At 66.4% G+C, this 21,641-nt stretch carries 23 protein-coding genes; 9 read left to right on the forward strand and 14 right to left on the reverse strand.

The genetic code is table 11. From position 1 onward, the window contains the following. Positions 1-49: 49 nt before the first annotated feature. The 3 genes from A5766_RS09200 to A5766_RS09210 form a co-directional block, all read right to left on the reverse strand. Positions 50-586, reverse strand: coding sequence for a TIGR00730 family Rossman fold protein (locus A5766_RS09200; protein ID WP_064867180.1), 537 nt, complete (start codon positions 584-586; stop codon positions 50-52). Beyond that, positions 583-1,437 (reverse strand): TIGR00730 family Rossman fold protein, encoded by an 855-nt coding sequence (locus A5766_RS09205; RefSeq protein ID WP_387315592.1) that lies wholly within the window; start codon positions 1,435-1,437, stop codon positions 583-585. Before A5766_RS09205 ends, A5766_RS09200 begins: the two co-directional genes overlap by 4 nt. A 187-nt stretch (positions 1,438-1,624) precedes the next feature. After that, positions 1,625-2,659, reverse strand: coding sequence for an aldo/keto reductase (locus A5766_RS09210; protein WP_064867182.1), 1,035 nt, complete (start codon positions 2,657-2,659; stop codon positions 1,625-1,627). A 104-nt stretch (positions 2,660-2,763) separates the two neighbouring features. On the opposite strand from A5766_RS09210, the gene A5766_RS09215 reads away from it, so the two are divergent. Further along, positions 2,764-3,414, forward strand: a complete 651-nt coding sequence (locus tag A5766_RS09215; protein ID WP_039856239.1) for a TetR/AcrR family transcriptional regulator — start codon at positions 2,764-2,766, stop codon at positions 3,412-3,414. Here the strand turns inward: A5766_RS09215 and dapE are convergent. Together dapE and A5766_RS09225 are read right to left on the reverse strand one after the other, a co-directional pair. Next, positions 3,395-4,510: a succinyl-diaminopimelate desuccinylase gene (dapE, locus tag A5766_RS09220; RefSeq protein WP_064867184.1), complete on the reverse strand. Its 1,116-nt coding sequence runs from the start codon at positions 4,508-4,510 to the stop codon at positions 3,395-3,397. The two genes, A5766_RS09215 and dapE, sit on opposite strands and share 20 nt — an antisense overlap. A 71-nt stretch (positions 4,511-4,581) precedes the next feature. After that, on the reverse strand, positions 4,582-6,210 hold the full coding sequence (locus A5766_RS09225) for a sulfatase-like hydrolase/transferase (RefSeq protein ID WP_005207366.1): 1,629 nt from the start codon (positions 6,208-6,210) through the stop codon (positions 4,582-4,584). Positions 6,211-6,321: 111 nt separating this feature from the next. Between A5766_RS09225 and A5766_RS09230 the strand changes: the two genes are divergently transcribed. From A5766_RS09230 to A5766_RS09240, 3 genes are all read left to right on the forward strand, one after another. Continuing rightward, the gene (locus A5766_RS09230; RefSeq protein ID WP_005207367.1) at positions 6,322-6,999 is read left to right on the forward strand and encodes a TetR/AcrR family transcriptional regulator; all 678 of its coding nucleotides are present in this window, start codon (positions 6,322-6,324) and stop codon (positions 6,997-6,999) included. Between the two features lie 33 nt (positions 7,000-7,032). Further along, a complete protein-coding gene (locus A5766_RS09235; RefSeq protein ID WP_064904396.1) occupies positions 7,033-8,049 on the forward strand; it encodes a zinc-dependent alcohol dehydrogenase family protein in 1,017 nt (338 codons plus the stop codon). A 61-nt stretch (positions 8,050-8,110) separates the two neighbouring features. Continuing rightward, complete coding sequence (locus A5766_RS09240) at positions 8,111-8,518, forward strand: VOC family protein (RefSeq protein WP_064904339.1); 408 nt, start codon at positions 8,111-8,113, stop codon at positions 8,516-8,518. Here A5766_RS09240 and A5766_RS09245 read toward each other — a convergent pair. Then, the gene (locus tag A5766_RS09245) at positions 8,500-9,201 is read right to left on the reverse strand and encodes an AraC family transcriptional regulator (protein WP_231894591.1); all 702 of its coding nucleotides are present in this window, start codon (positions 9,199-9,201) and stop codon (positions 8,500-8,502) included. The genes A5766_RS09240 and A5766_RS09245 overlap by 19 nt on opposite strands. A gap of 144 nt (positions 9,202-9,345) precedes the next feature. Between A5766_RS09245 and A5766_RS09250 the strand changes: the two genes are divergently transcribed. The 3 genes from A5766_RS09250 to dapD all read left to right on the forward strand — a co-directional run bounded on the left by A5766_RS09250 (position 9,346) and on the right by dapD (position 11,120). Further along, on the forward strand, positions 9,346-9,636 hold the full coding sequence (locus tag A5766_RS09250; protein ID WP_064904341.1) for a hypothetical protein: 291 nt from the start codon (positions 9,346-9,348) through the stop codon (positions 9,634-9,636). A 166-nt stretch (positions 9,637-9,802) separates the two neighbouring features. After that, a complete protein-coding gene (locus A5766_RS09255; RefSeq protein ID WP_005207372.1) occupies positions 9,803-10,090 on the forward strand; it encodes a hypothetical protein in 288 nt (95 codons plus the stop codon). Between the two features lie 61 nt (positions 10,091-10,151). Continuing rightward, entirely contained in the window at positions 10,152-11,120 is a 969-nt protein-coding gene (dapD, locus tag A5766_RS09260) for a 2,3,4,5-tetrahydropyridine-2,6-dicarboxylate N-succinyltransferase (protein WP_082965484.1), read from the forward strand. A gap of 342 nt (positions 11,121-11,462) precedes the next feature. Here the strand turns inward: dapD and dapC are convergent, their stop codons facing one another. Then, a complete protein-coding gene (gene dapC / locus A5766_RS09265; protein WP_064904343.1) occupies positions 11,463-12,587 on the reverse strand; it encodes a succinyldiaminopimelate transaminase in 1,125 nt (374 codons plus the stop codon). Between the two features lies 1 nt (position 12,588). Further along, positions 12,589-12,921, reverse strand: coding sequence for a ferredoxin (gene fdxA, locus A5766_RS09270; RefSeq protein WP_005207375.1), 333 nt, complete (start codon positions 12,919-12,921; stop codon positions 12,589-12,591). A gap of 468 nt (positions 12,922-13,389) precedes the next feature. Between fdxA and A5766_RS09275 the strand changes: the two genes are divergently transcribed. After that, entirely contained in the window at positions 13,390-13,989 is a 600-nt protein-coding gene (locus A5766_RS09275) for a cysteine dioxygenase (RefSeq protein WP_064904346.1), read from the forward strand. 24 nt (positions 13,990-14,013) lie between these two features. Continuing rightward, positions 14,014-14,382, forward strand: a complete 369-nt coding sequence (locus A5766_RS09280; RefSeq protein WP_285897655.1) for a rhodanese-like domain-containing protein — start codon at positions 14,014-14,016, stop codon at positions 14,380-14,382. 59 nt (positions 14,383-14,441) lie between these two features. Here A5766_RS09280 and cofG read toward each other — a convergent pair whose 3' ends face one another. From cofG to A5766_RS09310, 6 genes are all read right to left on the reverse strand, one after another. Next, positions 14,442-15,674, reverse strand: coding sequence for a 7,8-didemethyl-8-hydroxy-5-deazariboflavin synthase CofG (gene cofG, locus A5766_RS09285; protein ID WP_376782621.1), 1,233 nt, complete (start codon positions 15,672-15,674; stop codon positions 14,442-14,444). Positions 15,675-15,691: 17 nt separating this feature from the next. Further along, positions 15,692-17,182 (reverse strand): flavin-containing monooxygenase, encoded by a 1,491-nt coding sequence (locus A5766_RS09290; protein ID WP_231894592.1) that lies wholly within the window; start codon positions 17,180-17,182, stop codon positions 15,692-15,694. Positions 17,183-17,193: 11 nt separating this feature from the next. Next, entirely contained in the window at positions 17,194-18,333 is a 1,140-nt protein-coding gene (locus tag A5766_RS09295; protein ID WP_064904353.1) for a hypothetical protein, read from the reverse strand. 79 nt (positions 18,334-18,412) lie between these two features. After that, entirely contained in the window at positions 18,413-18,784 is a 372-nt protein-coding gene (locus tag A5766_RS09300) for a hypothetical protein (RefSeq protein WP_005207381.1), read from the reverse strand. Beyond that, positions 18,784-19,707: an N-acetyl-1-D-myo-inositol-2-amino-2-deoxy-alpha-D-glucopyranoside deacetylase gene (mshB, locus tag A5766_RS09305; protein ID WP_064904355.1), complete on the reverse strand. Its 924-nt coding sequence runs from the start codon at positions 19,705-19,707 to the stop codon at positions 18,784-18,786. Before mshB ends, A5766_RS09300 begins: the two co-directional genes overlap by 1 nt. Next, positions 19,692-21,626: an ABC transporter family substrate-binding protein gene (locus tag A5766_RS09310; protein WP_064904357.1), complete on the reverse strand. Its 1,935-nt coding sequence runs from the start codon at positions 21,624-21,626 to the stop codon at positions 19,692-19,694. Before A5766_RS09310 ends, mshB begins: the two co-directional genes overlap by 16 nt. Positions 21,627-21,641 lie beyond the last annotated feature (15 nt).

The raw sequence follows: 21,641 nt of genomic DNA on the forward strand, positions 1-21,641 counted from the left end.
ACCCTCCGCTACGTGTGCCAACACGCGTCAAAACGTGTTCTTCGACACCTTACCGTTCAGTAGCAAACGCGAGGGCGGCCGGCACCGTGGCCGCCACTTTTAGCCGCGCAAGTGACCGCTCCGACACGAACCCCTGACCGTGCAAGTCTTGCAGCCAGTCGAGCAGCGGCGAGTAGAAACCGAATGGATCGCAGATGATGACCGGTTTGTCGTGCATCCCGAGGTAGCCGCCGGTCCAGGTCTCGAAGAACTCCTCGAGGGTGCCTATCCCTCCGGGCAAGGTGATGAATGCGTCGGCGCGGTCGTCCATCAGTTGCTTGCGCTGGCGCATGGTCTCGGTCACGACGAGTTCGTCGGCGTCGAGGTCGGCGACCTCGCGCTCCATCAGCGCCCGCGGGATGATCCCGACGGTCGTGCCGCCCGCCGCGCGTGTTGCCGATGCGACCGCCCCCATCATCGACACATTGCCACCACCCGAGACCAGCGTGTGTCCCGCGGCGCCGATCGCGGTTCCGAGCTCTGCCGCGAGGTCGAGGTAGCGCGCGTCGACCGGACCCGACGCGCAGTACACGCAGATCGCGGTCATCGGGTGGGAGTCGCGTCGACGATGATCTGCACCGCTTCCTCGGGGGTGTCGACGACGTGGAAGAGGTCGAGGTCGTCGGAGGAGATCATCCCTCCCGCGAGGAGACGGTCGCGCATCCAGTCGACGAGACCCGCCCAGTGCTCACGTCCGAGCAACACGATCGGGAAGCGCACCACCTTCTTGGTCTGCACCAGGGTGAGTGCCTCGAAGAGTTCGTCGAGCGTCCCGAACCCGCCGGGCAGACAGACGAATGCCTGCGCGTACTTGACGAACATCGTCTTGCGGACGAAGAAGTAGCGGAAGTTCATCCCGAGATCGACCCACGGGTTGAGGTGCTGCTCGAACGGCAGCTCGATGTTCAGGCCGATGGAGCGCGAATCCGTATGCGCGGCACCGCGATTGGCCGCCTCCATGACACCTGGTCCACCCCCGGTGATGACCGCGTAACCCGCCTCCCCGAGTGCCTTGCCCAACCGGACGCCGAGGTCGTACTCGGGGGTTCCCTCCCGGGTGCGCGCCGACCCGAACACCGTCACCGCCTCGGCGACGTCGTTCATCGCGTCGAAGCCCGCAACGAACTCGGATTGGATGCGCAGCACCCGCCACGAGTCGCGCATGGTGCGTTCGGCGCGCAGCGTCTGGTCACGTGGGTCCACCCACTGCAGCAGCCGCCGATCGGTGGTCTCGGGTCGCTGCAGATCTCGCCGGATCCGCATCGGCCCGACGTAGCAGGCACCCTCGTCGATCACCACCTCGGCGCCTGCCAGGTCGCCGCTCGCGTCGGAGTCGGTGGCGCGTTGCGGCGTGCTCGGCACAGCGTCGGACGAGGCGTCTTCAGGTACGGATGACATGCAGGTCACGCTAGCAAGCCTTCGGGTGCGGATCGACGTCGTCGGGGTCCGAGAGCCGGCAGCCCTACAGACCGCACCTCATCTGTGACGATCTACCTTCTGCACTGCCGAAGGTGCCGAGCGGCAGATGAGGTGCGGATCATCGATGGTCGCGTCGAATGCGGCGCCGACGAATCCGCGACCGCCGTCAGACCAGCGGCGGCGACAGTTGCGCGAAGCCGTCTTGCCGCCGGTACGGGAAGTAGGGATAGGGCGCCTCGCGCTCGGAGACCGCGTCGAGGCGGGCGACCTGGGCGTCGTCGAGTGTCCAGCCGACGCTGCCGAGGTTGTCGGCCAACTGCGTCTGCGTGCGCGCCCCGATGATCACGCTCGACACGGTCGGCCGACGCAGCAACCAGTTGAGTGCCACCTGCGGAATGCTCCGACCGGTCTGTGCGGCGATGTCGGCGAGCACCTCCACGACGTCGTAGAGCAGGTCGTCGTCGACGGGAGGTCCCGCGTCCGCGGTCGCCGACAACCTAGACGGTCCGGAGGGCGTGACCCCACGACGCAGCTTGCCCGTCAACCGACCCCAGCCGAGTGGACTCCACACGATCGCGCCGACACCCTCGGCCACTCCGAGCGGCATCAGCTCCCACTCGTAGTCGCGACCGATGAGTGAGTAGTAGACCTGGTGCGCGACATAGCGGGCGCGCGCCCGACGCTCGGCTACCGCGAGCGACGACATCAGTTGCCACCCACTGAAATTCGACACTCCGACATAGCGGATCTTGCCCGCGCGCACGAGGTCGTCGAGGGCGTCGACCGTCTCCTCGATCGGCGTGCGGGCGTCGAACGCATGGAGTTGGAAGAGGTCGATGCGATCGGTGTCGAGTCGTCGGAGCGCGGCATCGACCGCACCTATCAGGCGTGATCGCGACGTTCCGGCGTCGGTCGGCCGCGTTCCGGTCGGCAGTGCGGCCTTCGTCGACACGATCACATCGTCGCGTCGCCCCTTCAACGCCGCGCCGAGGATCTCTTCCGACGCCCCGTCCGAGTAGACGTCTGCGGTGTCGAACAGTGTCACGCCCGCGTCGAGGCACGCGTCGACCATCGCCCGCGCCTCGTCGACGTCGACACTTCCCCACGCGCCGAAGAAGTCGCCGACCCCGCCGAACGTCGCAGCCCCGAACCCGACCTCAGAGACGACGAGCTCGGAATTCCCCACGGTGCGATATTCCATATTTCCTCCTTAACGGAACCAGTTTCCCGTTAAGAACGTAGCGCATGTTGCCCCTTAACGGAACCCCTGTTCCGTTAAGGGTCGACGGTGGGTACGCTCAGTTCATGGTCGACACCACGACACCGCGTCCGGAAGGTCGCACAGCACCACCGCGTCCGGGCGGTCGCACAGCGGCGGTCCGGGCCGCGGTCCTCACCGCGACCGAGGACGCGCTCATCGACGCGGGCTTCGCGAGTATCGATCTCAGCGCGATTGCCGCTGCGGCGGGTGTCGGCAAGACGACGGTCTACCGACGTTGGGGTACACCCGAGGCGTTGGTGGCCGATCTACTGCGAGAGATGGCAACACAGTCCGTATCTGCCACGCGCACAGGCAATCTCGCCGACGACCTACTGGCAAACGCACGGCTCGTCGTCGACACGCTGCGCGATCGGAGGCAGGGCCCGCTGTTCGGCGCGCTCATCGCGGCGGCCACCGGTGACGACCGCACGCGCGACGCGCTCGCCGAGTTCTACCGCACGCGGGTGAGTGAATGGGCGAGCTGCGTCGACGACGCGATCGTTCGAGGCGACATCCCCGACGACACCGACACGTCTGCGGTGATCCGATCCGTGTCGGCGCCGCTGTACTACCTGATGCTCACGGGCGTCCGCACGCCGACCGAGCACGACGCACGGGTGGCGGTCGACGCGACACTCGCCGCGCTCGACGCCGGGGTCTTCAGCACAGACACGGTCAGGACAGATACGCCCTGAGGAGTTCGGTGACCTCGGCGATCTGAGCGACAGGTACGCGCTCGTCGACGCGGTGCGCGAGGTTCGGATCACCCGGGCCGAGGTTGACGGCCGGGATTCCGAGAGCCGAGAACCGCGACACGTCGGTCCAGCCGTACTTCGCACGGAACCGACCGTGAGCGGCGTCGACCAGCGCGGCTGCGGCGGGGTGGCTGAGTCCTGGCAGCGCGCCCGGTGCGGCGTCGGTCAGTTCGAGCGTGATCATGTCGGTGTCGAGATCGTGGGCGAACACGTCGCGAACGTGGTCGAGTGCGTCGTCGACGCTGCGGTCGGGGGCGAACCGGAAGTTGATGGTCACCCAGGCGCTGTCGGGTATCACATTGCCCGCCACTCCCCCGCCGATGCCGACCGCCGACAGCCCCTCGCGATACTCACAGCCGTCGATGTTGACGTAGCGCGGCTGATAGTTCGCAAGCGTGGTGAGGACTCCGGCGAGTTTGTGAATTGCGTTGTCGCCCATCCACGATCGCGCCGAATGCGCACGGGTGCCCGACGCGGTGAGCCGAACACGCAGGGTCCCCTGGCATCCGGCTTCGATCTGCCCGGCAGTCGGTTCACCGAGAATCGCAACGTCGCCTGAAAGCCATTCGGGCAGTTCGCGTTCGAGGAATCCGAGCCCGTTGTACTCGGCCGCGATCTCTTCGCAGTCGTAGAAGATGAGCGTGAGATCGTGCGACGGATCGTCGAGAGTTGCGGCGAGATGGAGGAAGACCGCGTCGCCCGATTTCATGTCGACGGTTCCGCAGCCGTGCAGCACGTCGCCCTCGGCATCGTCGACGGTGCGTCGGCTCGGCAGGTTGCCCGCGACAGGCACGGTGTCGAGGTGGCCAGCGAGGATGACTCGGCTCGGCTTACCGCGATTCGTGCGCGCGAGAACGCGATTGCCGTGCCGGAGCACCTCGAACCCGACCGTCTGTTCGCGGAGCGCCTTCTCGACGGCGTCGGCGATCGCCGATTCGTTGTGCGACTCGCTCTCGATGTCGACGAGTGCAGCGGTCAACTCGACGGGGTCGGCATGCAGGTCGAGTTCGGCAACGGAGTTCTCGGTGGTGCTCACCTCTCCAACTTATCGCGCGTGTGCCGACCCATCGCCCCTTGTGCACCGTCGGGATGGCACAGGCGACGGCCTCAGAGGTCGATCGTGTCCAGATGCCACTCCACGGACTCGAACGCGGGCATCTCGCGACCGTCGTCGACGCCGATCTCGCGTGCGATGGCGGCTTCGAGCGCGTTGCTCATCGCCATGACCAGGTCGTCGTTGCGGCCCTTGACGGCGCCGAGATTGTTCATCTCGCCGGGATCGGTGCGCAGATCGTAGAGTTCGACGTCGTTGTGCTCGTAGAGTTCGTCGATGTCGGCGGGAACGTGCCGTTGAATCGGCGCGAAGTAGCGGGTGAACTTGTACCGGCCGTCGAAGACCGTGCGCAGACTGCCGCGCTTGGTGAAGTCGGGTTGCCAGCCCGATGCGAACAACTCCGCCTGCGGATCCTTGCCTGCCGCCTTGAGTTCGACGACGGCACGAATCGTCTCGGCGTCGTTGGTCGCGATCCCACTGTAGGTGTAAAGGATTGCATCGCGCCTGCTGTGCAGTTCGGCCGACGCCGGGTCCGATAGCGCCTCGGAGAAGTCGCATCCGGGGAGGTCACGCCCGGCGAACTCAGATGCGTTGGTCGATGAGATTCCTGCCATCGACAACAGGCTGGGCACCAGATCGATATGACCGGTGAGCGCATTCATGCTCTGGCCACCGGCGACGTCCGGGTGGCGGACGTGCATCGGCAGATGAATGCACTCCTCGTAGGCGAACGGCCCTTTGCCGCGGAGTCCGTGCGCACCACCCATTTCGCCGTGATCGGAGGTGAAGACCACGATCGTGTTGTCGCCGAGACCGAGGTTGTCGAGCTCGGTGAGCAAGAGTTCGAGTTGGCGGTCGACAGATCGGATGCTGTTGAGGTAGAAGTCCGAATGCCGTTGCCAGCGTTCCTCTTCCAGCGGGATATGACCGAGCGTATACGCCCATGCGCGGTCGAACTCACCGTGTGCTGCCGGTCGGCCCGACTCGTCGAATCGCTGCCCGAGGCTCGACGGAAGTGTTGTGTTCCACGACTTCTCGTAGAGGACGTTGGTGGGCGCGGGCGCCGCCTCCATGAGAAGACGCCCGGTGTCCTGCACCGGCTCGCCGGGAAGATCGGTGTTGAAGTACATGATGTCGTGCGGGTTCACCAGCGACACGAACAATGCCCACGGTCGCTGCTCGTCGGTGAGGGGACGGCCCCTGTTGCGCAGCCACGCGAGCGCGGTTCCGCCGATGACGTCGTCGAACTTGTAGCCACCCAACGTCTTTCCCACCACGTCACCCGGCCACATGTAGTCAGAGAACCCGTAGTTGTTCATTTCCGCGGTGAACAGGCGCTCGGGGTTCTCGACGTCGAACGCGGCGTTGAGATGCCACTTGCCCTTGTAGGCGGTGTAGTAGCCGCCCATCCGGAGCATGTCGCCGACGGTCGGGATGTCGTAGCTCATCGGCGCCACGTAGCGCATGTCGGAGTTGTCGAACATCTTGGTGTCCGGAGTCTGCAGTCCGGTGATCATCACCGATCGCGAACTCGTGCACATCGATGCCGGGGCGTAGTGCTTCTCGAAGCTGACGCCCTCGGACTGCAGTCGTTCTCGTCCCGGCAGGTCCATGCCCTGTGGCCACGAGTCGAAGTACCGCTCTTGATCGGTGAAGACGAAGACGATGTTGGGCTGAGTCATCGGTTACCTCGAGGGGTCGAGAAGCATTCTCTGTATGCTTCACTACAGAGAATGTAGCTCTTCATATAGTGGATGTCCATGAATGCACAGAGTCCTGGGTAGGCTGGCCTGGTGAGTTCCTCGTCAGAACAGCCGTCTGCACCGTCGACGCGCCAGCGACCGTCGACCGCGCAGACAGGGCGTCGCCGTTCGCCCGGATCGCGCGAGCGAATCCTCGATGCCGCAACCGAAGTCGCGTCGGAGCTCGGCTACGACGGCACCACGATCGCCCAGGTGAGCAAGCGCGCAGGGCTGCCGCCGACATCGATCTACTGGCAGTTCGCCGACAAAGACGAGATGATCGCGGCGGTCATCGAGCGCAGCTTCCAGCGCTGGGTGACGACCATCGATCTACCGACCAATCAGGCGAGGGTCCGGGCGCTGGAGATCGGACGACATGTGGCGAGTGCGCTGACACGAAGTCCCGACTTCCACCGACTCGGACTCAAACTCGCCCTCCAACGTCGGGAGAAGCAGCCGAGCGGCCGCGAGATCTACCTCAATGCCCGCGCCATCACCCACGGCCAGTTCGCCACTCTTGTTCGCGACGCCGCGCCCGAGTTGAGCGACCGCGGGGTCGACCTGGTCGCCACCTACGCCATCTCCGGCGCGGACGGTATCTTCGTCGCACGCGAGATCGACGGCGATGCAGTCGATTTCGTCGCGCTCTTCGAACTGCACGCACGGATCGTCTTCGGGGCCGCGATCGAGATCGTGTTGGCCGACGAGGCGGCGTCGACGGCCCGGTAGCAGTCGCCGAGCACCGGTGGCATGGTGGAACGCATGCTGGGAACCGTCATCCACGCGCCATTCGACGTGCGCTTCGAAGAGCTCGATCGACCCGCGATCATCGAACCGACCGACGCGATCGTCCGGCTGTCGGCGACCTGCGTGTGCGGGTCGGATCTGTGGACCTATCGCGGCATCAACGAGATCACCCACCCCGTGTCGATGGGACACGAATACGTCGGCGTCGTCGAAGAGGTCGGGTCCGCGGTCACCGGGGTGGCGCCCGGTCAGTTCGTGATCGGCTCGTTCTTCGCATCCGACAACACCTGCGACATCTGTCGGGCCGGATACCAGACCGGCTGTGTACACCGCGCGCCCGTACGCGGCGCGCAGGCCGAGTACCTCCGCGTCCCGCTTGCCGACGGCACGCTGGTCGCGACACCCGAGGTTCCCGACGACGAGATCGTGCCCGACCTTCTCAGTGCGTCCGACGTCCTCGGGACCGGTTGGTTCGGTGCTACCGCAGCCCAGGTCGGGCCGGGCAAGACCGTCGTCGTGGTCGGCGACGGCGCCGTCGGACTGTTGGCCGTGCTCGCCTCTGCCCAACTCGGCGCCGAGCGGATCATCGCGATGAGCAGGCACGAGCAGCGCCAGAAGCTGGCCCTGGAGTTCGGGGCAACCGATATCGTGGCCGAACGCGGCGACGAGGGCGTCGCGGCGGTGAAGGAACTGACGAACGGGCTCGGCGCACACTCGGTGATCGAGGCAGTCGGCACGCAGCAGTCGATGACGCAGGCCATCGATTCGACGCGGCCGGGCGGACACGTCGGCTTCGTCGGGGTGGCACACGGAGTGGAGATTCCCGGCGACCAGCTCTTCTACAAACTCGTCCACCTCCACGGCGGCCCAGCGCCCGTCCGTCGGTTCCTCCCGGATCTCATCACGCGCATCATGAGTCGAGACATCAACCCGGGCAAGGTCTTTGACCTCACAATGCCACTGAGCGACGTGGCGCAGGGCTACGCCGCGATGGACGAGCGACGGGCGATCAAGGCGTTGCTGCAACCCTGACAAACCCACCGTGTCCGAAAGGTTCATGTGCTGACCGCGGCCGTCGCATAGTGTCGCGCACATGAGCGAAGACATCACTCCACGACCCGTTCTCAACGCCATCTCGTTCGTCGTCGCCGACATGGCGGCGACGGTCGAGTTCTATTCGCAACTCGGACTCGAGTTCGACGCCGACGCCGCGAACGCCCCACACGCACAAGCCACCGTCGCAGGCATGCAGATCATGTTCGACACCCGCGCCGTCGTGCCGTCATTCATGCCCGACTGGTACGTGCCGGAGGGAGGCCATCGCGCCGCCCTCGCCTTCGAATGTTCTTCGCCCGCAGCGGTCGACGCCGAGCACACCCGCCTTGTCGACCTCGGCTATCGATCGCTGCTCACCCCGTTCGACGCGGTGTGGGGACAGCGCTACGCGGTCATCCTCGACCCCGACGACAACCCGGTTGACCTCTACTGCGCGCTGAGCTGAGCAACGTCGGCCTCCGTTGGCACGAACGCTGTCGGAGACGCGCCGGCAAGCGCAACGAAGTCGCGGAACATGTGGGCGTAGTCGGCGTACCCGGCGCGATATGCCACCGCCGACAGATCGTCGTCGCCGAGCACACTCATCGCGTGCCGCATGCGGAGAATCCTGGCCAACGTCTTCGCTCCATACCCGAAGTACTGCAACGACATTCGATGCAGAGTCCGTTCGGTGACGGACAGTTCCGCTGCACATTCGGCGACCGGCACCCGACGATGCAGCATGTCGACGAGGTGCCATGACCAGAGCGGCGGGGCCGCGTGCCGATCAGCGGTGCACAACTCGGTCAGCGTGGCGACCTTGTCGTCGGAGGCTTCCAACAGCTCACACCAGCGTTCGACACGCGGTCGCTCCCACAGGGCGTCGGCGTCGACCCGCAGATCACGGAGATCCCGGGCGGGTACACCGAGCAGCCCCTGCGCATGTCCGGGAAAGAAACGAAGCCCGACCATGTCACGCGGTTGGTGCGAGACAAAGACATTCGGACGAGTGTCCGGGCCCGCGAACAACAGACTCTCACCGGTCCAGATGACGTCCATACAGCCGTCGGGAAGGATTGTCGCTTCGCCGACGTCGACGGCGCCTCGCCACGCGTGAACGACTGCCACGGGTGGGGCTGATGCCGTCATTCGTCCAGTGTCGCCCACCGCAGGTTCGGGTGTCAGCCCACCGGACCCAAAGCCCTGTCGTGTTGGGACGAAAGACCCTCTCCCCCAAGCCAACCGAGGTCGAACATTGGATACGTAGACCACTCGTCGAGGAGATGATGTCCGATGTCCATCCGCCGCACGCACACCGATAACCCGCAGCACCCCGCCGCCATCGTCGGATTCGCGATCTTTCTGGTCGGTTTCGGCGCCGCACCGCTTGCCCTGACAGCGCTCGCCTTCGGACACGGAACCGCCGCCCTTGTCGCCGCGATCGTGGCGGTCATCGGAATGGCGATCGGGATCGGCATCGTCTCGGTGATGACACGACGCCTGCACCACAGCGCGCTGCTGCCCGATGAATCACCGAAAGAGGAGCAGCACTACCTGGAGGTCTACCGCCACCAGGCCGCCTGAGCGCGCGGCCACGATGTTGGCCAGCGAGGTCGAGGTCCCGAGTTGGGCGGGGCGTCGACCTCGCTGTGCTTCCTGGTCGACGTTCGTATCTTGCCCTCATCGACCATCAAAATGTGACCTTGGTAACACTAGGCTGAGAGCGTCGTCGAATCGAGGAGATGGCGCCATGACGGCTTTCCACAGATCTCACGTGTCACACGGCAATCACCCGATGGGGGTGGTCGCCTTCGTTCTCGTGCTGGCGGGCTTCCTGTCGCTGGCGATCTCGCTGACCATGTTGGCGACGGGCGAAACCACCGCGGGCATCGTCTGGGCGGTGGTCATGGTGGCGGCGTTCGCCGGTGGTGCGGCGGTGCTGATCGCACTGAGCCGACAGATGTACCACAGCGCGTTCTTCCCGGTGAACACCGAGCACGACCGCGCCGAGTACGACCACATGTATCACCAGCACTGATTCGGGTCGATCCCGGCGACCTGCCCCAATCCGAGCGGAGGTCGCCGGTAAACTCCTGCCCGTGACGACGAATGGCGCTTACGCAACAGGCATCGCAACCGTGACCAACGGAGGGTCCGCCGATCCCGGCGTTGTCCTCGACGTCTGGTACCCGGACCCCGAACTCGCAACGCCCGATCTTGCCGACACCAAGATCCTCGAGGGCGACGACATTCCCACAGACCTGAACGATCTGGTCGGGCTCGATGAGGCACGCGGCGTCAAGATCGTCGCGATGCGCACCTCCATTGCTGATCTGTCGGTCGCCCCGTCGGATGCCTACGACGTGTACCTGCGTCTGCACCTGCTGTCGCATCGACTCATCGAGCCGCACGAGGCGAATCTCGAGGGCATCTTCGGTCTGCTGTCGAACGTCGTCTGGACGAACTTCGGCCCGTGCCCGGTGGAGGGATTCGAGAAGGTTCGACGACGCCTTCGCGCTCGCGGACACGTGACCGTACTGAGCATCGACAAGTTCCCCCGGATGGTCGACTACGTCGCACCCGGCGGAGTCCGCATCGGCGACGCCGATCGCGTGCGTCTCGGCGCACACCTCGCCCCCGGCACCACCGTGATGCACGAGGGATTCGTGAACTACAACGCGGGCACGCTCGGGTCGTCGATGGTCGAGGGTCGGATCTCCGCGGGCGTCGTCGTCGGCGATGGTTCGGACATCGGTGGCGGAGCGTCGACGATGGGCACGCTATCGGGTGGCGGCAAAGAGATCATCTCGCTGGGCAAGCGCTGCCTGCTCGGCGCGAACTCCGGCTGCGGCATTCCTCTCGGCGACGACTGTGTCATCGAAGCAGGTCTGTACGTGACCGCCGGCACCAAGGTGACCGGACCCGACGGCGCGTCGATCAAGGCGCGCGAGTTGTCCGGACAGTCGAATCTGCTGTTCCGCCGCAACAGCCTCACCGGCGCCGTCGAGGTTGTGCCGTGGAAGGGCGACGGCATCGCGCTCAACGAGGCGCTGCACAAGAACAACTGACTCGGGGGCTGCCGGGTCGACATCGCGGACGCCTTCGTGGGGGCGTGTGATTTCGACTCGGCAGCTCGCTGCGCTCGCGGCCGGCTCAATCAGCGGCGAGGCGTCGGGCTCAATCAGCGGTGGGGCCGGCTCAATCAGCGGCGAGGCGTCGGGCTCAATCAGCGGGCGGGGCCGGCTCAATCAGCGGCGCGGCGTCGGGTCGGGTTGTAAATGTGTGTCAGATCGAAGGATGTGGGTGCTGCAGCACCCACATCTTTACGTTCAACACACATTTGTGGCGGGCCGCCGGGTGGGCGACGCACAGTCGGCGGGATAGAGCGCCCAGTCGGCGGGACGGGGCCCTCAGGCGGTGAGCCGCGCCACGGCGGCGTCGATGCGCTCGTCGGTGGCGGTCAGAGCGAAGCGCACGTGGTTGACCCCGAGCGGTCCGTAGAAGTCTCCGGGGGCAGCCAGGATTCCGCGCTCGGCGAGCCACGCAACGGTGTCGCGGCAGCCCTCGCCCCGGGTGGCCCAGAGGTACAGCCCGGCTTCCGAATCGTCGACGCGGAAACCCGCCTCGCGCACCGCGGGCAGCAACCGCGAACGGCGCAATTGGTAGCGGGCGCGCTGCGCCTCGACGTGCGTGTCGTCGGAGAGCGCAGCGGTCATGGCGGCCTGGATCGGGAACGGCACGATCATGCCCGAATGTTTGCGCACGGCAAGGAGTTCGGCGATCAGATCACGGTCACCGGCGAAAAAGCCCGCGCGATACGACGCCAGGTTGGAGATCTTCGACAGGGAGTGGATGGCGAGTAGCCCGGTGTGGTCGCCATCGCTGACCCGCGGATCGAGAATCGACACCGCCTCGGTGTCCCACGACAGTCCGAGGTAGCACTCGTCGGACGCGAGGATCGTGTCGTGCTCGCGGCACCATGCAACCACCTTGCGCAGATGGTCGACGCCCAGCACGCGGCCCGTCGGATTCGACGGGGAGTTGATGAACATGAGCGCGGGTGCCGAACTGCCCATGACCGGGCCGATCTGCAGCGTCGAATCCGCTCGTGTCACCGACGCGCCCGCCAGCAGCGCGCTGACTTCGTACGTGGGGTAGGCGACCTCGGGGATCACGACGTTGTCGCCGACGCCGATACCGAGCGCGGAGGTCAGCCCGGCGATGGCCTCTTTGGTCCCGATGACCGGGAGAATCGACGATTCGTCGAGATCCGATGCGCCGTACCGGCGTGCGAGCGCCTCCGCTGCGGCCTCGCGTAGCTCTTTCGTACCGACCGTTGTCGGGTAGCCGGGAAAATCCGACGCGGACGCCAACGCCTCACGGATCAGCGTGTCGACGGGATCGACGGGCGTGCCGACAGAGAGGTCGACGATGCCGTCCTCGTGGGCGGCAGCATTCGCCTTGGCCTCGGCGAGCGAATCCCAGGGAAAATCGGGTAGCGCCTCACTCACACGTGCCCGACGGGCCGTTCGCAAGTCAGTCCTCGCCCTCGTTCATCGGCGGGAGTTCTTTGACGAAGGGCGGGTCGAAGTCGGTCTTGCCGACCTTGCTCGCGCCACCCGGCGAACCGAGGTCGTCGAAGAAGTCGGCGTTCGCGCTGACGTAGGGCTCCCACTCGTCGGGAACGTCGTCCTCGTAGAAGATCGCTTCCACGGGACACACCGGTTCGCAGGCACCACAGTCCACGCACTCATCCGGCTGGATGTACAGACTGCGGCCACCCTCGTAGATGCAATCGACAGGGCACTCCTCGACGCAGGCCTTGTCCATCACGTCCACACAGGGCTCCGCGATGATGTACGTCACCACTTTCTCCTTTTCCGCATCACACGTTCATGTGTCCGCTCGCGCCCGCGTGTGCTCACACGGCGGCAGACCTCGACGCGAGGGCTGATCGCGTCGCACGCGCGCACCGTCGACCTCCCCCGAGACAGGCGCCGAGCACACACGCATCGTCAACCTTATCTGCCCGGCAATGCCACAGCCCACATCGCCCCGTGCAATCGCCCACATCTTTCCCGGTCAGGGCAACTCGGCACGACGAAGATCACAGTTTCGACGACCCGATTCCCTCCCCGACGACAGCCGTCGATTTGCGTTCAGCGTGACGCCAACCCTCCCGAGGCGCAGACGTCGGGAGCATCCTGTCCTGGTGAGTCTGATCATCGCCCGGAACGGGGCCCAGCAGATCAGCGTGGGATTGGCCATCGCGCACTGTCGACGCCGCTGATCATCCGCCGATCCCCGACCCCTCTCCACCTTTCTTCCGGAGTACTCATGACCTCGACCCTCGATCCCGTGCACCGCGCCGCGACACGACCGACGAGTGCCACCCTTCCCACCAGACTTCGACCCGCCGACCTCCTGCGCATCACCGATCAGGGCGTCGCAGACGTTCTCGACGGTCGATACAACCACCTGCTGCCTCCGACCTGGGACCCCGTCGAGCGCTGGTCGACCCGCCTCGAATCCGACGACGACCTCGACCTCTGGCTGATCAGCTGGACGCCCGACCGCTCGACGGACCTACACGACCACGCCGGCTCACTCGGCGCACTGACCGTGCTGTCCGGCGCGCTGCGCGAGTACCGCTGGACCGGCAACGATCTCGCACTGCGCATCCTGTCCGCGGGCGACCAGGCGTCGTTTCCCCTCGGCTGGGTCCACGACGTGCAGCATCACGCCAGCGCCCCTCCGCTACGCGGACTCAACCAGGCGCACGCAACCTCGCACCGCCTCGGCTCGGTGAACGAACCGGGCCCCACCCTCAGCGTGCATGCCTATTCGCCACCGCTGACGGCGATGTCGTTCTACGAGGTCACCGACTCGAGCAGATTGCGACGCACACGCACAGAACTCACCGACGAACCCGAATGATCCCGATAGCCTTGCGGTGTGCCGATGACGATCAATGACCTCCTGCTGAACGCCCGCGAGAGCCTCCAGCGGGTCGACGCCGAGGATCTGCCCGACGAACTCCAGCGGGGAGCAGTCCTCGTCGACATCCGCCCGGCCGCGCAGCGCGCCGCCGAAGGAGAGCATCCCGACGCACTGGTCATCGAGCGCAACGTCCTCGAGTGGCGCTGCGACCCCGCCAGTGACGCCCGGATCGACGAGGCGGTCGATCATGACGTGCGGTGGATCATCCTGTGCTCGGAGGGTTATACGTCGAGCTTGGCTGCGGCGTCGCTGCAGCAGTTGGGCTTACACCGCGCCACCGACGTCGTCGGCGGCTACCGAGCGATCCTCGCCACGCAGTCAGACGACTGAACTTCTCAGTGCCGCAAGACCTCCCGAAGCCGCGAGACCTCCCGACGCCTCAGACTCCCTCACGCGACGGCGGGCCAGGGACGGCCCGACGGCCTGGCGTCTGCCGCGAGTCCGGTGTCCGGGTCGGCGAGTGCCGCAACGTGCGCCGTCAGTGACGGATCGATCCAGTTCTCGGCGTCGAGCACGTACGGCGGTTGGGCCGTGATCCGCTCGGCGAGAACGTATCCCGATTCCGCGGTGATCTCGGCGAGAGTGGTCAGGTTGGGCCACGGACGTTCGGGGTTGACGTGGTCGGGCGTCAGCGGCGACACGCCACCCCAGTCGTCGATGCCCGAGGCGATCAACGCCGCGCACTCCTCCCCCGACACCAGGTTCGGCGGCGCCTGCACCCGCATGCGCGACCCGAGCACGATGCGTGCGGTTGCCACGGCCGCGAGGAACTCGGTCATCTCGGCGTCGGGTGTGCCGCGCATCGCGGTGTCGGGCTTGGCCCGGAAGTTCTGCACGATCACCTCCTGGATGTGACCGGCACGCGCGATATCGGCAAGTGCGAGTAGCGATTCCGCGCGTTCGGTCAAGCTCTCACCGATGCCGACGAGGATGCCCGTGGTGAAGGGAATCCGCAGATCACCCGCATCGCGCAGCACCTGCAGCCGGACCAACGGGTCTTTGTCGGGGCTGCCGTAGTGCGGTTGCCCCTTCTCGGTGAACAGTCTGCGCGAGGTGGTCTCGAGCATCATGCCCATCGAGGGCGCAACGGGCCGCAACACCGCCATCTCCTCGGCGCTCATCACGCCGGGGTTGAGATGCGGCAGCAGGCCGGTGTCTTCGAGGACGGCAACCGCTGCTGCGCGCACGTAGTCGAGTGTCGACGAATATCCCCGTGCGGCAAGCCATTCGCCCGCCTGCGGCCAGCGATCCTCCGGCCGGTCGCCCAGGGTGAACAGCGCTTCTTTGCAGCCGAGCGCGGCTCCCTGGCGTGCGATCGACAGCACCTGGTCGATCTCGAGGAACATGCCCTCGCCCGCCCGTGCCAGTTTGCCCGGCACCGTCACGAACGTGCAGTAGTGACACCGGTCGCGGCACAGCCGCGTCAACGGCACGAACACCTTGCGCGAGTAGGTGATCTGACGTTCCCGACCCACCTCGGCAAGCCCCTCGTCGCGCATCGCCGACGCGACCGCCGCCACCGCGGTCAGGTCGTCGCCCGACGCCGACAGCAGCGCCGTCGCCTCGGCGAGCCCGACGTCGCCCCCCGCGCGCAACACGTCGAGCGCCTCACGTGCAGTCATGTCGGTTGTCATCACGCTCACCCCTCGCGGGTCTCGACGACATACGGCCCTACATCGAACGTACCGTTTCTCTCTCGAAACGAGACTGCCGTACCAGGCCAGAGCAGCGTCAGCCTTCCGCTGTCCGGATCGACATACCAACTGTTGCAGCCGGTTAACCACACCGTCGACGAGGCGCGCTCGTCGATCTCGGCTGTGTAGGAGGCTTCGGCGTCGGCGGTGACCTCCACCGATCGGATCCCGTCGTCGGCGAGTACATCGAGCGCGCCGAGAACGTAGCCGAGTTGGGTCTCGATCATGTAGATGGCGGAGTTGTGCCCCAGTGCGGCATTGGGGCCGTCGAGCACGAACATGTTGGGGAAGCCGTGCACGGTGGTCGACGCGTACGACGTCATCCCGTCGGACCAGTGCGTGTCGAGCCGTTCGCCGCTGACACCGGTGATGCGCGTGGAGACTGGAGGCCGGGCGGCCTCGAATCCCGTTGCCAGCACGAGTAGGTCGAGGTCATAGCAGCGTCCACTGGCCGCGCGAGCCTTCGATTCGCGCACCGTGTCGAGCGCACTCGGCTCGAGGATCACGTTGTCGCGCAGAAGCGTCGGATAGAAGTCGTCGCTCAACAGGATGCGTTTGCACCCGATCTCGTAGTCGGGCGTGAGGATCGATCGGAGTTCCGGATCGTCGATCTGGGCGTGCAGCTGAGTTCGTGCGCGCGCGCGGATCTCGTCGATATCCGGGTGCAGCGCGAGCCGCTGACGGAACGCGGCATCGGCGTCGCGCAGAAGCTGATCGCGCACATCATCTGCGACAGCGGGATCGAGGTAGGTGGCGCGTTCTTCAACGGTGTACTGCCGATCGTCACGCGGCACGACATACGGTGGCGTCCGACAGAAGACGACGAGTTCTTCGGCGTTCTCGGCGAGATGCGGAGCGATCTGCACCGCCGACGCACCGGTACCCACCAGACCGATGCGCGCGCCGTCGAGCGGTAGGTCGTCACGCCAGGCGGCGGTGTGGACCACCTCGCCGGTGAATGAGTCGAGTCCCTCGATGTCGGGGACTCTCGGCTCCGACAACCGCCCGACAGCGAGAACCAATGCACGGCAGATGATCTCGCCGTCGGACGTCGTGATCGTCCACCGAGCCGCTACGGGATTCCAGGTGGCGTCGAGCAGCTCACAGCCGAGTCGGAGTCGGTCGTCGAATCCCTCGTCGAGCACGGTCCGTTCGAGATACTCGCGGATCTCGCCACCACTGGGATACACCGACGACCAATCGGCAGGCGGACGGAACGAGAAAGAGTAGAGATGCGCCGGAATGTCGCAGGCAATACCCGGATAGGTGTTGTCCCGCCACGTTCCCCCGACGGCGTCGGCACGCTCGAGAACGAGAAACGACTCGCGTCCACGTCGAGCGAGCTTGGTGGCCATCCCGATTCCGGCGAACCCGGCACCGACGATCACGACGTCGACGTCGGGCTCTGCGACAGCTCGACGGTCAGGCGTGCTCACATGATCGGCAGTCACCCGCAGGCCCGCATATTCTCGTTGCGCGGCAACGTGATTCGACGCCCCTCCGGAGGATCGCCATAGTCGGTACGACGCTGCCGGGGCAGCCGACCAACCGCGTGAGCGATCTCCGCGATGTCGTAGACGGACAGCGTGCGACCGGCCTCCTGGCCGGATTCCGGCGAGAGCTCGCCGTCGAGCAGCAAGCCGCCGATGTCGTCGGCCCCGCCCGCGAGAACGTCTAGGACGACGTCGCGATCGAGCTTGGTCCAGGCGACCTGGATGTGGTCGATGTGTCCGAGCATCATCAGACGCGCGACCGCGTGGACTGCTCGGGTCTCACGAACACCGACCGAGTGGGTGGCCGCGCCGGCGAGGTGAGGTGGTGCGTTCTCGGGCAGCAGCGGCATGACGATCAACTCGTGAAAGCCGTGGGTCTCGTCGGCGATGCGCGCGAGCAGTCGCAGGTGTGCGACCACATGCTCGGGCTCTTCGACGTGGCCAAACAGCAGAGTGGCGGTGGAGAACAGGCCCGCGTAATGGGCGGCGCGGATCGTGTCGACCCACTCCGATACCGGCTGTGGCGCACCTGCGGGATGCAGTGCCGCACGCACCTCGTCGTCGAGAATCTGTGCCGCGGTGCCCGGTACCGACCCGAGTCCCGCGGTGCGCGCCAGCCGGAGGAACTCCGCGACTCCGAGATTCATGCGCGCAGCACCGTCGCGGATCTCGGGTGGTCGGAAGGCGTGCAGGTGCATGTCGGGTGACGCGGCGTGGATTCTTTCGATGATTCGCAGGTAGACGTCGCCGCGTTCATCGCCTGGTATCGCGCCCTGCATGCAGATCTCGGTGGCGCCGAGCGTCCACGCCTCGGCGACGAGCGCCTCGATCGAGACTGCCGAATCGTCGGCCGCGACAACCGCGGTGTCGAAGTTTCGGTTCACCACGAAGGTCATGACGTCGGGATCGGTGACCTCCCTGCGGGCGGCGTCGGCGAGTGCGCACAACGCGAGCAGGTCGTCATCATCGGCGCCGAGCAAGGCCACCCACTCGGCGTCGGTCACCGACGCCGGGTCGGCTCGCACAGCGGCCAACGCCGACCGAACCGATTCGACTGGGGCGGGGCGGTCACTCGCCCACGCGCGCAACACCATGCAGAACACTCTAACGATCGCCGCCGTCGCTACCCCCGGCGGACGCAGCTGGAGAAGCTCAGCGGACGCGGAACCCCGGTCAGGCCTCGGCCTCGGGCAGGCGTCTCGACCACACCAACGCGACGGGTGCACCGAGTCCGATGATCACGAGCAGCAAGGTCGCGAGCGTCATGCTGCCCTGCAGCGCGAGCATCACGTCGCCGCCCGGGCCACCCATGCCGGCCACGGCAAGCACAATCAGCCACGCCACCAGGGGGCCGTACCGCAGCGGGCCGTCGGTGTACTTCGCGGCCAGCCACAGCAGCAGGCAGTTGAGCAGGCCGGCGCCGATCGCAGCGACCGGTACGGGTGTCCCTCCGAGGCGCAGATAAACGAAGCCGACCGAGAGGAGTCCGACGATGAATCCATCGAGGATCAGGAATCCGAGGAGCACGCGGTCGGCGACACGCATCACGCCACTCCGTCGGACGAGCCGTCAGACGCGTGGTCCGAGAAGAAGAGATCCGCAGCACGGCGCCCAGACGTGAGGCGATCCCGGTTCGACCGCAGCACGAAGTGTTCGTCGCTCATGATCGGTTGCAGGATGTTGTTGCTGAGCGCGTACTCGGTTCCCGACGGCGCGACGGTCACTTGCGTGGCGTGCGCACGCAGCCCGTCGACCTTGCGGTCGTAGACGGCGCTGACGTCGATCGCGGCGTCGATCTCGTCGTCGGGATAGCTGGGCAACTCCCCCGTCCCGGGCATCCGCCACCCCTGCGGAACACTGCTCGTCGAGGCCAATCCCTCGTGCAGCGCACTGTGTTCGGTGACCGACTCCCAGACGATGAGCTCACGCCCGGTTCGGGCCTCGACGAGTGGGATCGCCGCCATCGACGCCGTGTGCACCATCTTGTGGTCGGGGTGACCGTAGGTGCCCGCCATGTCGTAGGTGACGAGGACGTGCGGGTCGAACTCGGCGATGACGTTCGCGAGTGTTGCCACGACGTCGTCGAAGCGCGCTTGCGCGAGCGCACGCGGATGCTGCGCCGACGCCGAACCGGCCATCCCCGAATCGCGCCAATGCCCCGCACCGCCGAGGAACTCCGGACGCAGCGGCGCTGCACCCTCCGGAGTGAGCGCGGCCAGCGCATCGGTCAGCTCGCGGATACGGTAGCCGCCGAGTTGATCGGCACCGCCGTCGGCGACCAACTGCGCCCATTCGTCGCCGATCACCTCGCCCTCCTCGCCGAGCGTGAACGTGAGGACGCGCACGTCGACGCCCTCGGCGAGGTACCGCGCGATGGTGCCCCCGGTCATGATCGTCTCGTCGTCGGGATGCGCGTGAAGCAGCAGCAGTCGACGATCGGATCGCTGGTCGCTCACGAGAGATTCCATGTGCTCGCCGTGCCGAAGATCGAGACCTGGATCGGTCCGGACAGCGGAACACGGGTCACCTTGCGCGTCACACCCACCATCATGCTGTCCTGATAGAGCGGCAGATAAATCGACTGCGCTGCCAGCAGCGGTTCGGCCTCGGTCAACTGCGGAAGCGGGTTGTCCGACGACAACGCGTCGCGCGCGAGGCCGATGAGGACGTTGTCGCAGACTCCCGAGGGATTCGACGCGTAGACGTCCTGGGTCGACGTCTGCTGCTGCTGGTCGGGGGCATCGCTCGTGGGGGTCGGCGGCGTCGAGAGGCTCGGTGCCGTACCCGGCTTGGGCTGATCGCAATCGACCTGGGACGCCAGTGCCGCGGCAGGCGGCACGCCGAGGCCCGTCCAGCCAACGGCCATGTCGACACGCGATTCGGTGAGGGCGACCCCATACAACTCGTTGTTGGGCAGGGAGACCACGGCGGCACGGACACCGGCGTTGCGTAGCTGGTCGACGATGTTGGCAGCGGCGGCGGTCGACCGCGCGTCACCGCTGATCGCACCGACGCGCACGGCGAGGTCGCGGCCGTCCTTGGAGAAACCGGCGACACCGTCGGGTACCGGCGACATGGTCGACGCGGGGTCGGGTGGCGTCGAGGACGACGGGGAGACGGGGGCCGTCGAGTGCGACGGGGCTCCCGACGAAGGTGACACAGAACTGGTGGCCGGTGCACTCGAGGGAACCGACGAACCGGCGGGCGGCGTCGAGGTCGGGGTCGGCGCTCCACGCCGGTAGCCCGCCGACCCGAGCAACTCGTCGATCTGCTCGACGCTCGGGCGCTGGCGGTCGACTGCGAAGTACCCCGGATCCGACGGTGCGAGAACGGTGTTCGCGTACGGCGTGACGATGGTGTCGCCCGCGCCCGCGTAGGTGACGACCGCCGGGTCGATCATTCCCAAGATTGCTCGACGAACCGCCACCGAGTTCATCACCGGAGTGCGCGCGTTGACGCTGATACTCAACGCTCGTGACGTCGCCGAGCGCTGCGTCGCGATCCCTGGGACGGCGGCGAGTTCTGCGCTACTGGCGGGCCCGGTGGCCAGCGTCGCGAGCGACGAGTCGCCCGAACGTACGGACCCCACCATCTGCGACGCGGTACCCGCTCTGCGCAACACCACCTGGTCGAGGATCGACGGCTTCACCCAGAAGCGGTCGTTGCGGATCAGGCGCACCTCGTCGCGGGTGGTGTCGATCGAGAACACCGAGAACGGACCAGCCGACACCGGCTTACCGCTGTCCATACCGGTCTGGAATCCGGCGGGCGCCCCCTTCAGGACGTGACTGGGAAGCAGCCAGGTGAACATCTCGCGCCACGCCGGGTATGCGCGCGCGAACTTGACCGTCACCACCTTGCCACCGCTGCTCGACTCCACGGAGTCGATCAACCGGTACCCCGCGGGCGCGACGACGTTGGGCTGTCGAGACATCTGTTGCCACAGGTAGCTGAAATCGTCGCCGGTGACGGGCAGACCGTCGGACCACTGCGCATTGGTGTGGATCTTGTAGGTGACCGTGAACGGCTGCTGCGACGTGACCTCCGCCGAGGTGAGCAGCGCCTCGGAGCGCTGCCAGACAACACCGTCGGGCGTCTGAACGGGTTCGAACGCACTCGGCAGTGTCATCGAGGCGATCGCCGTGGTGACGGGGCTCTGATCGGCGGCGAGATGCGGATTGAATCCCTGGCCGACCGAGTCGGTGGCGACGTAGATCGTCTTCTCCGTCGGGTACTCGGCGGGGGTCTGCGGTGGGGCCTCGGTCTCGCGGACCGGCGGCGGCGGGTCGGACATGCACCCGGCCATCGTCGCGACCACAACAGCGCTCAGCACCGCCAACAGGAGGTGCCTACGCCGTCGAGAACGGTCAACCGCTCGCGCCCGCATCGGCGGCCTCCTGCC

The sequence above is a fragment of the Gordonia sp. 852002-51296_SCH5728562-b genome (assembly GCF_001665475.1).
Lineage (GTDB): Bacteria > Actinomycetota > Actinomycetes > Mycobacteriales > Mycobacteriaceae > Gordonia > Gordonia sputi.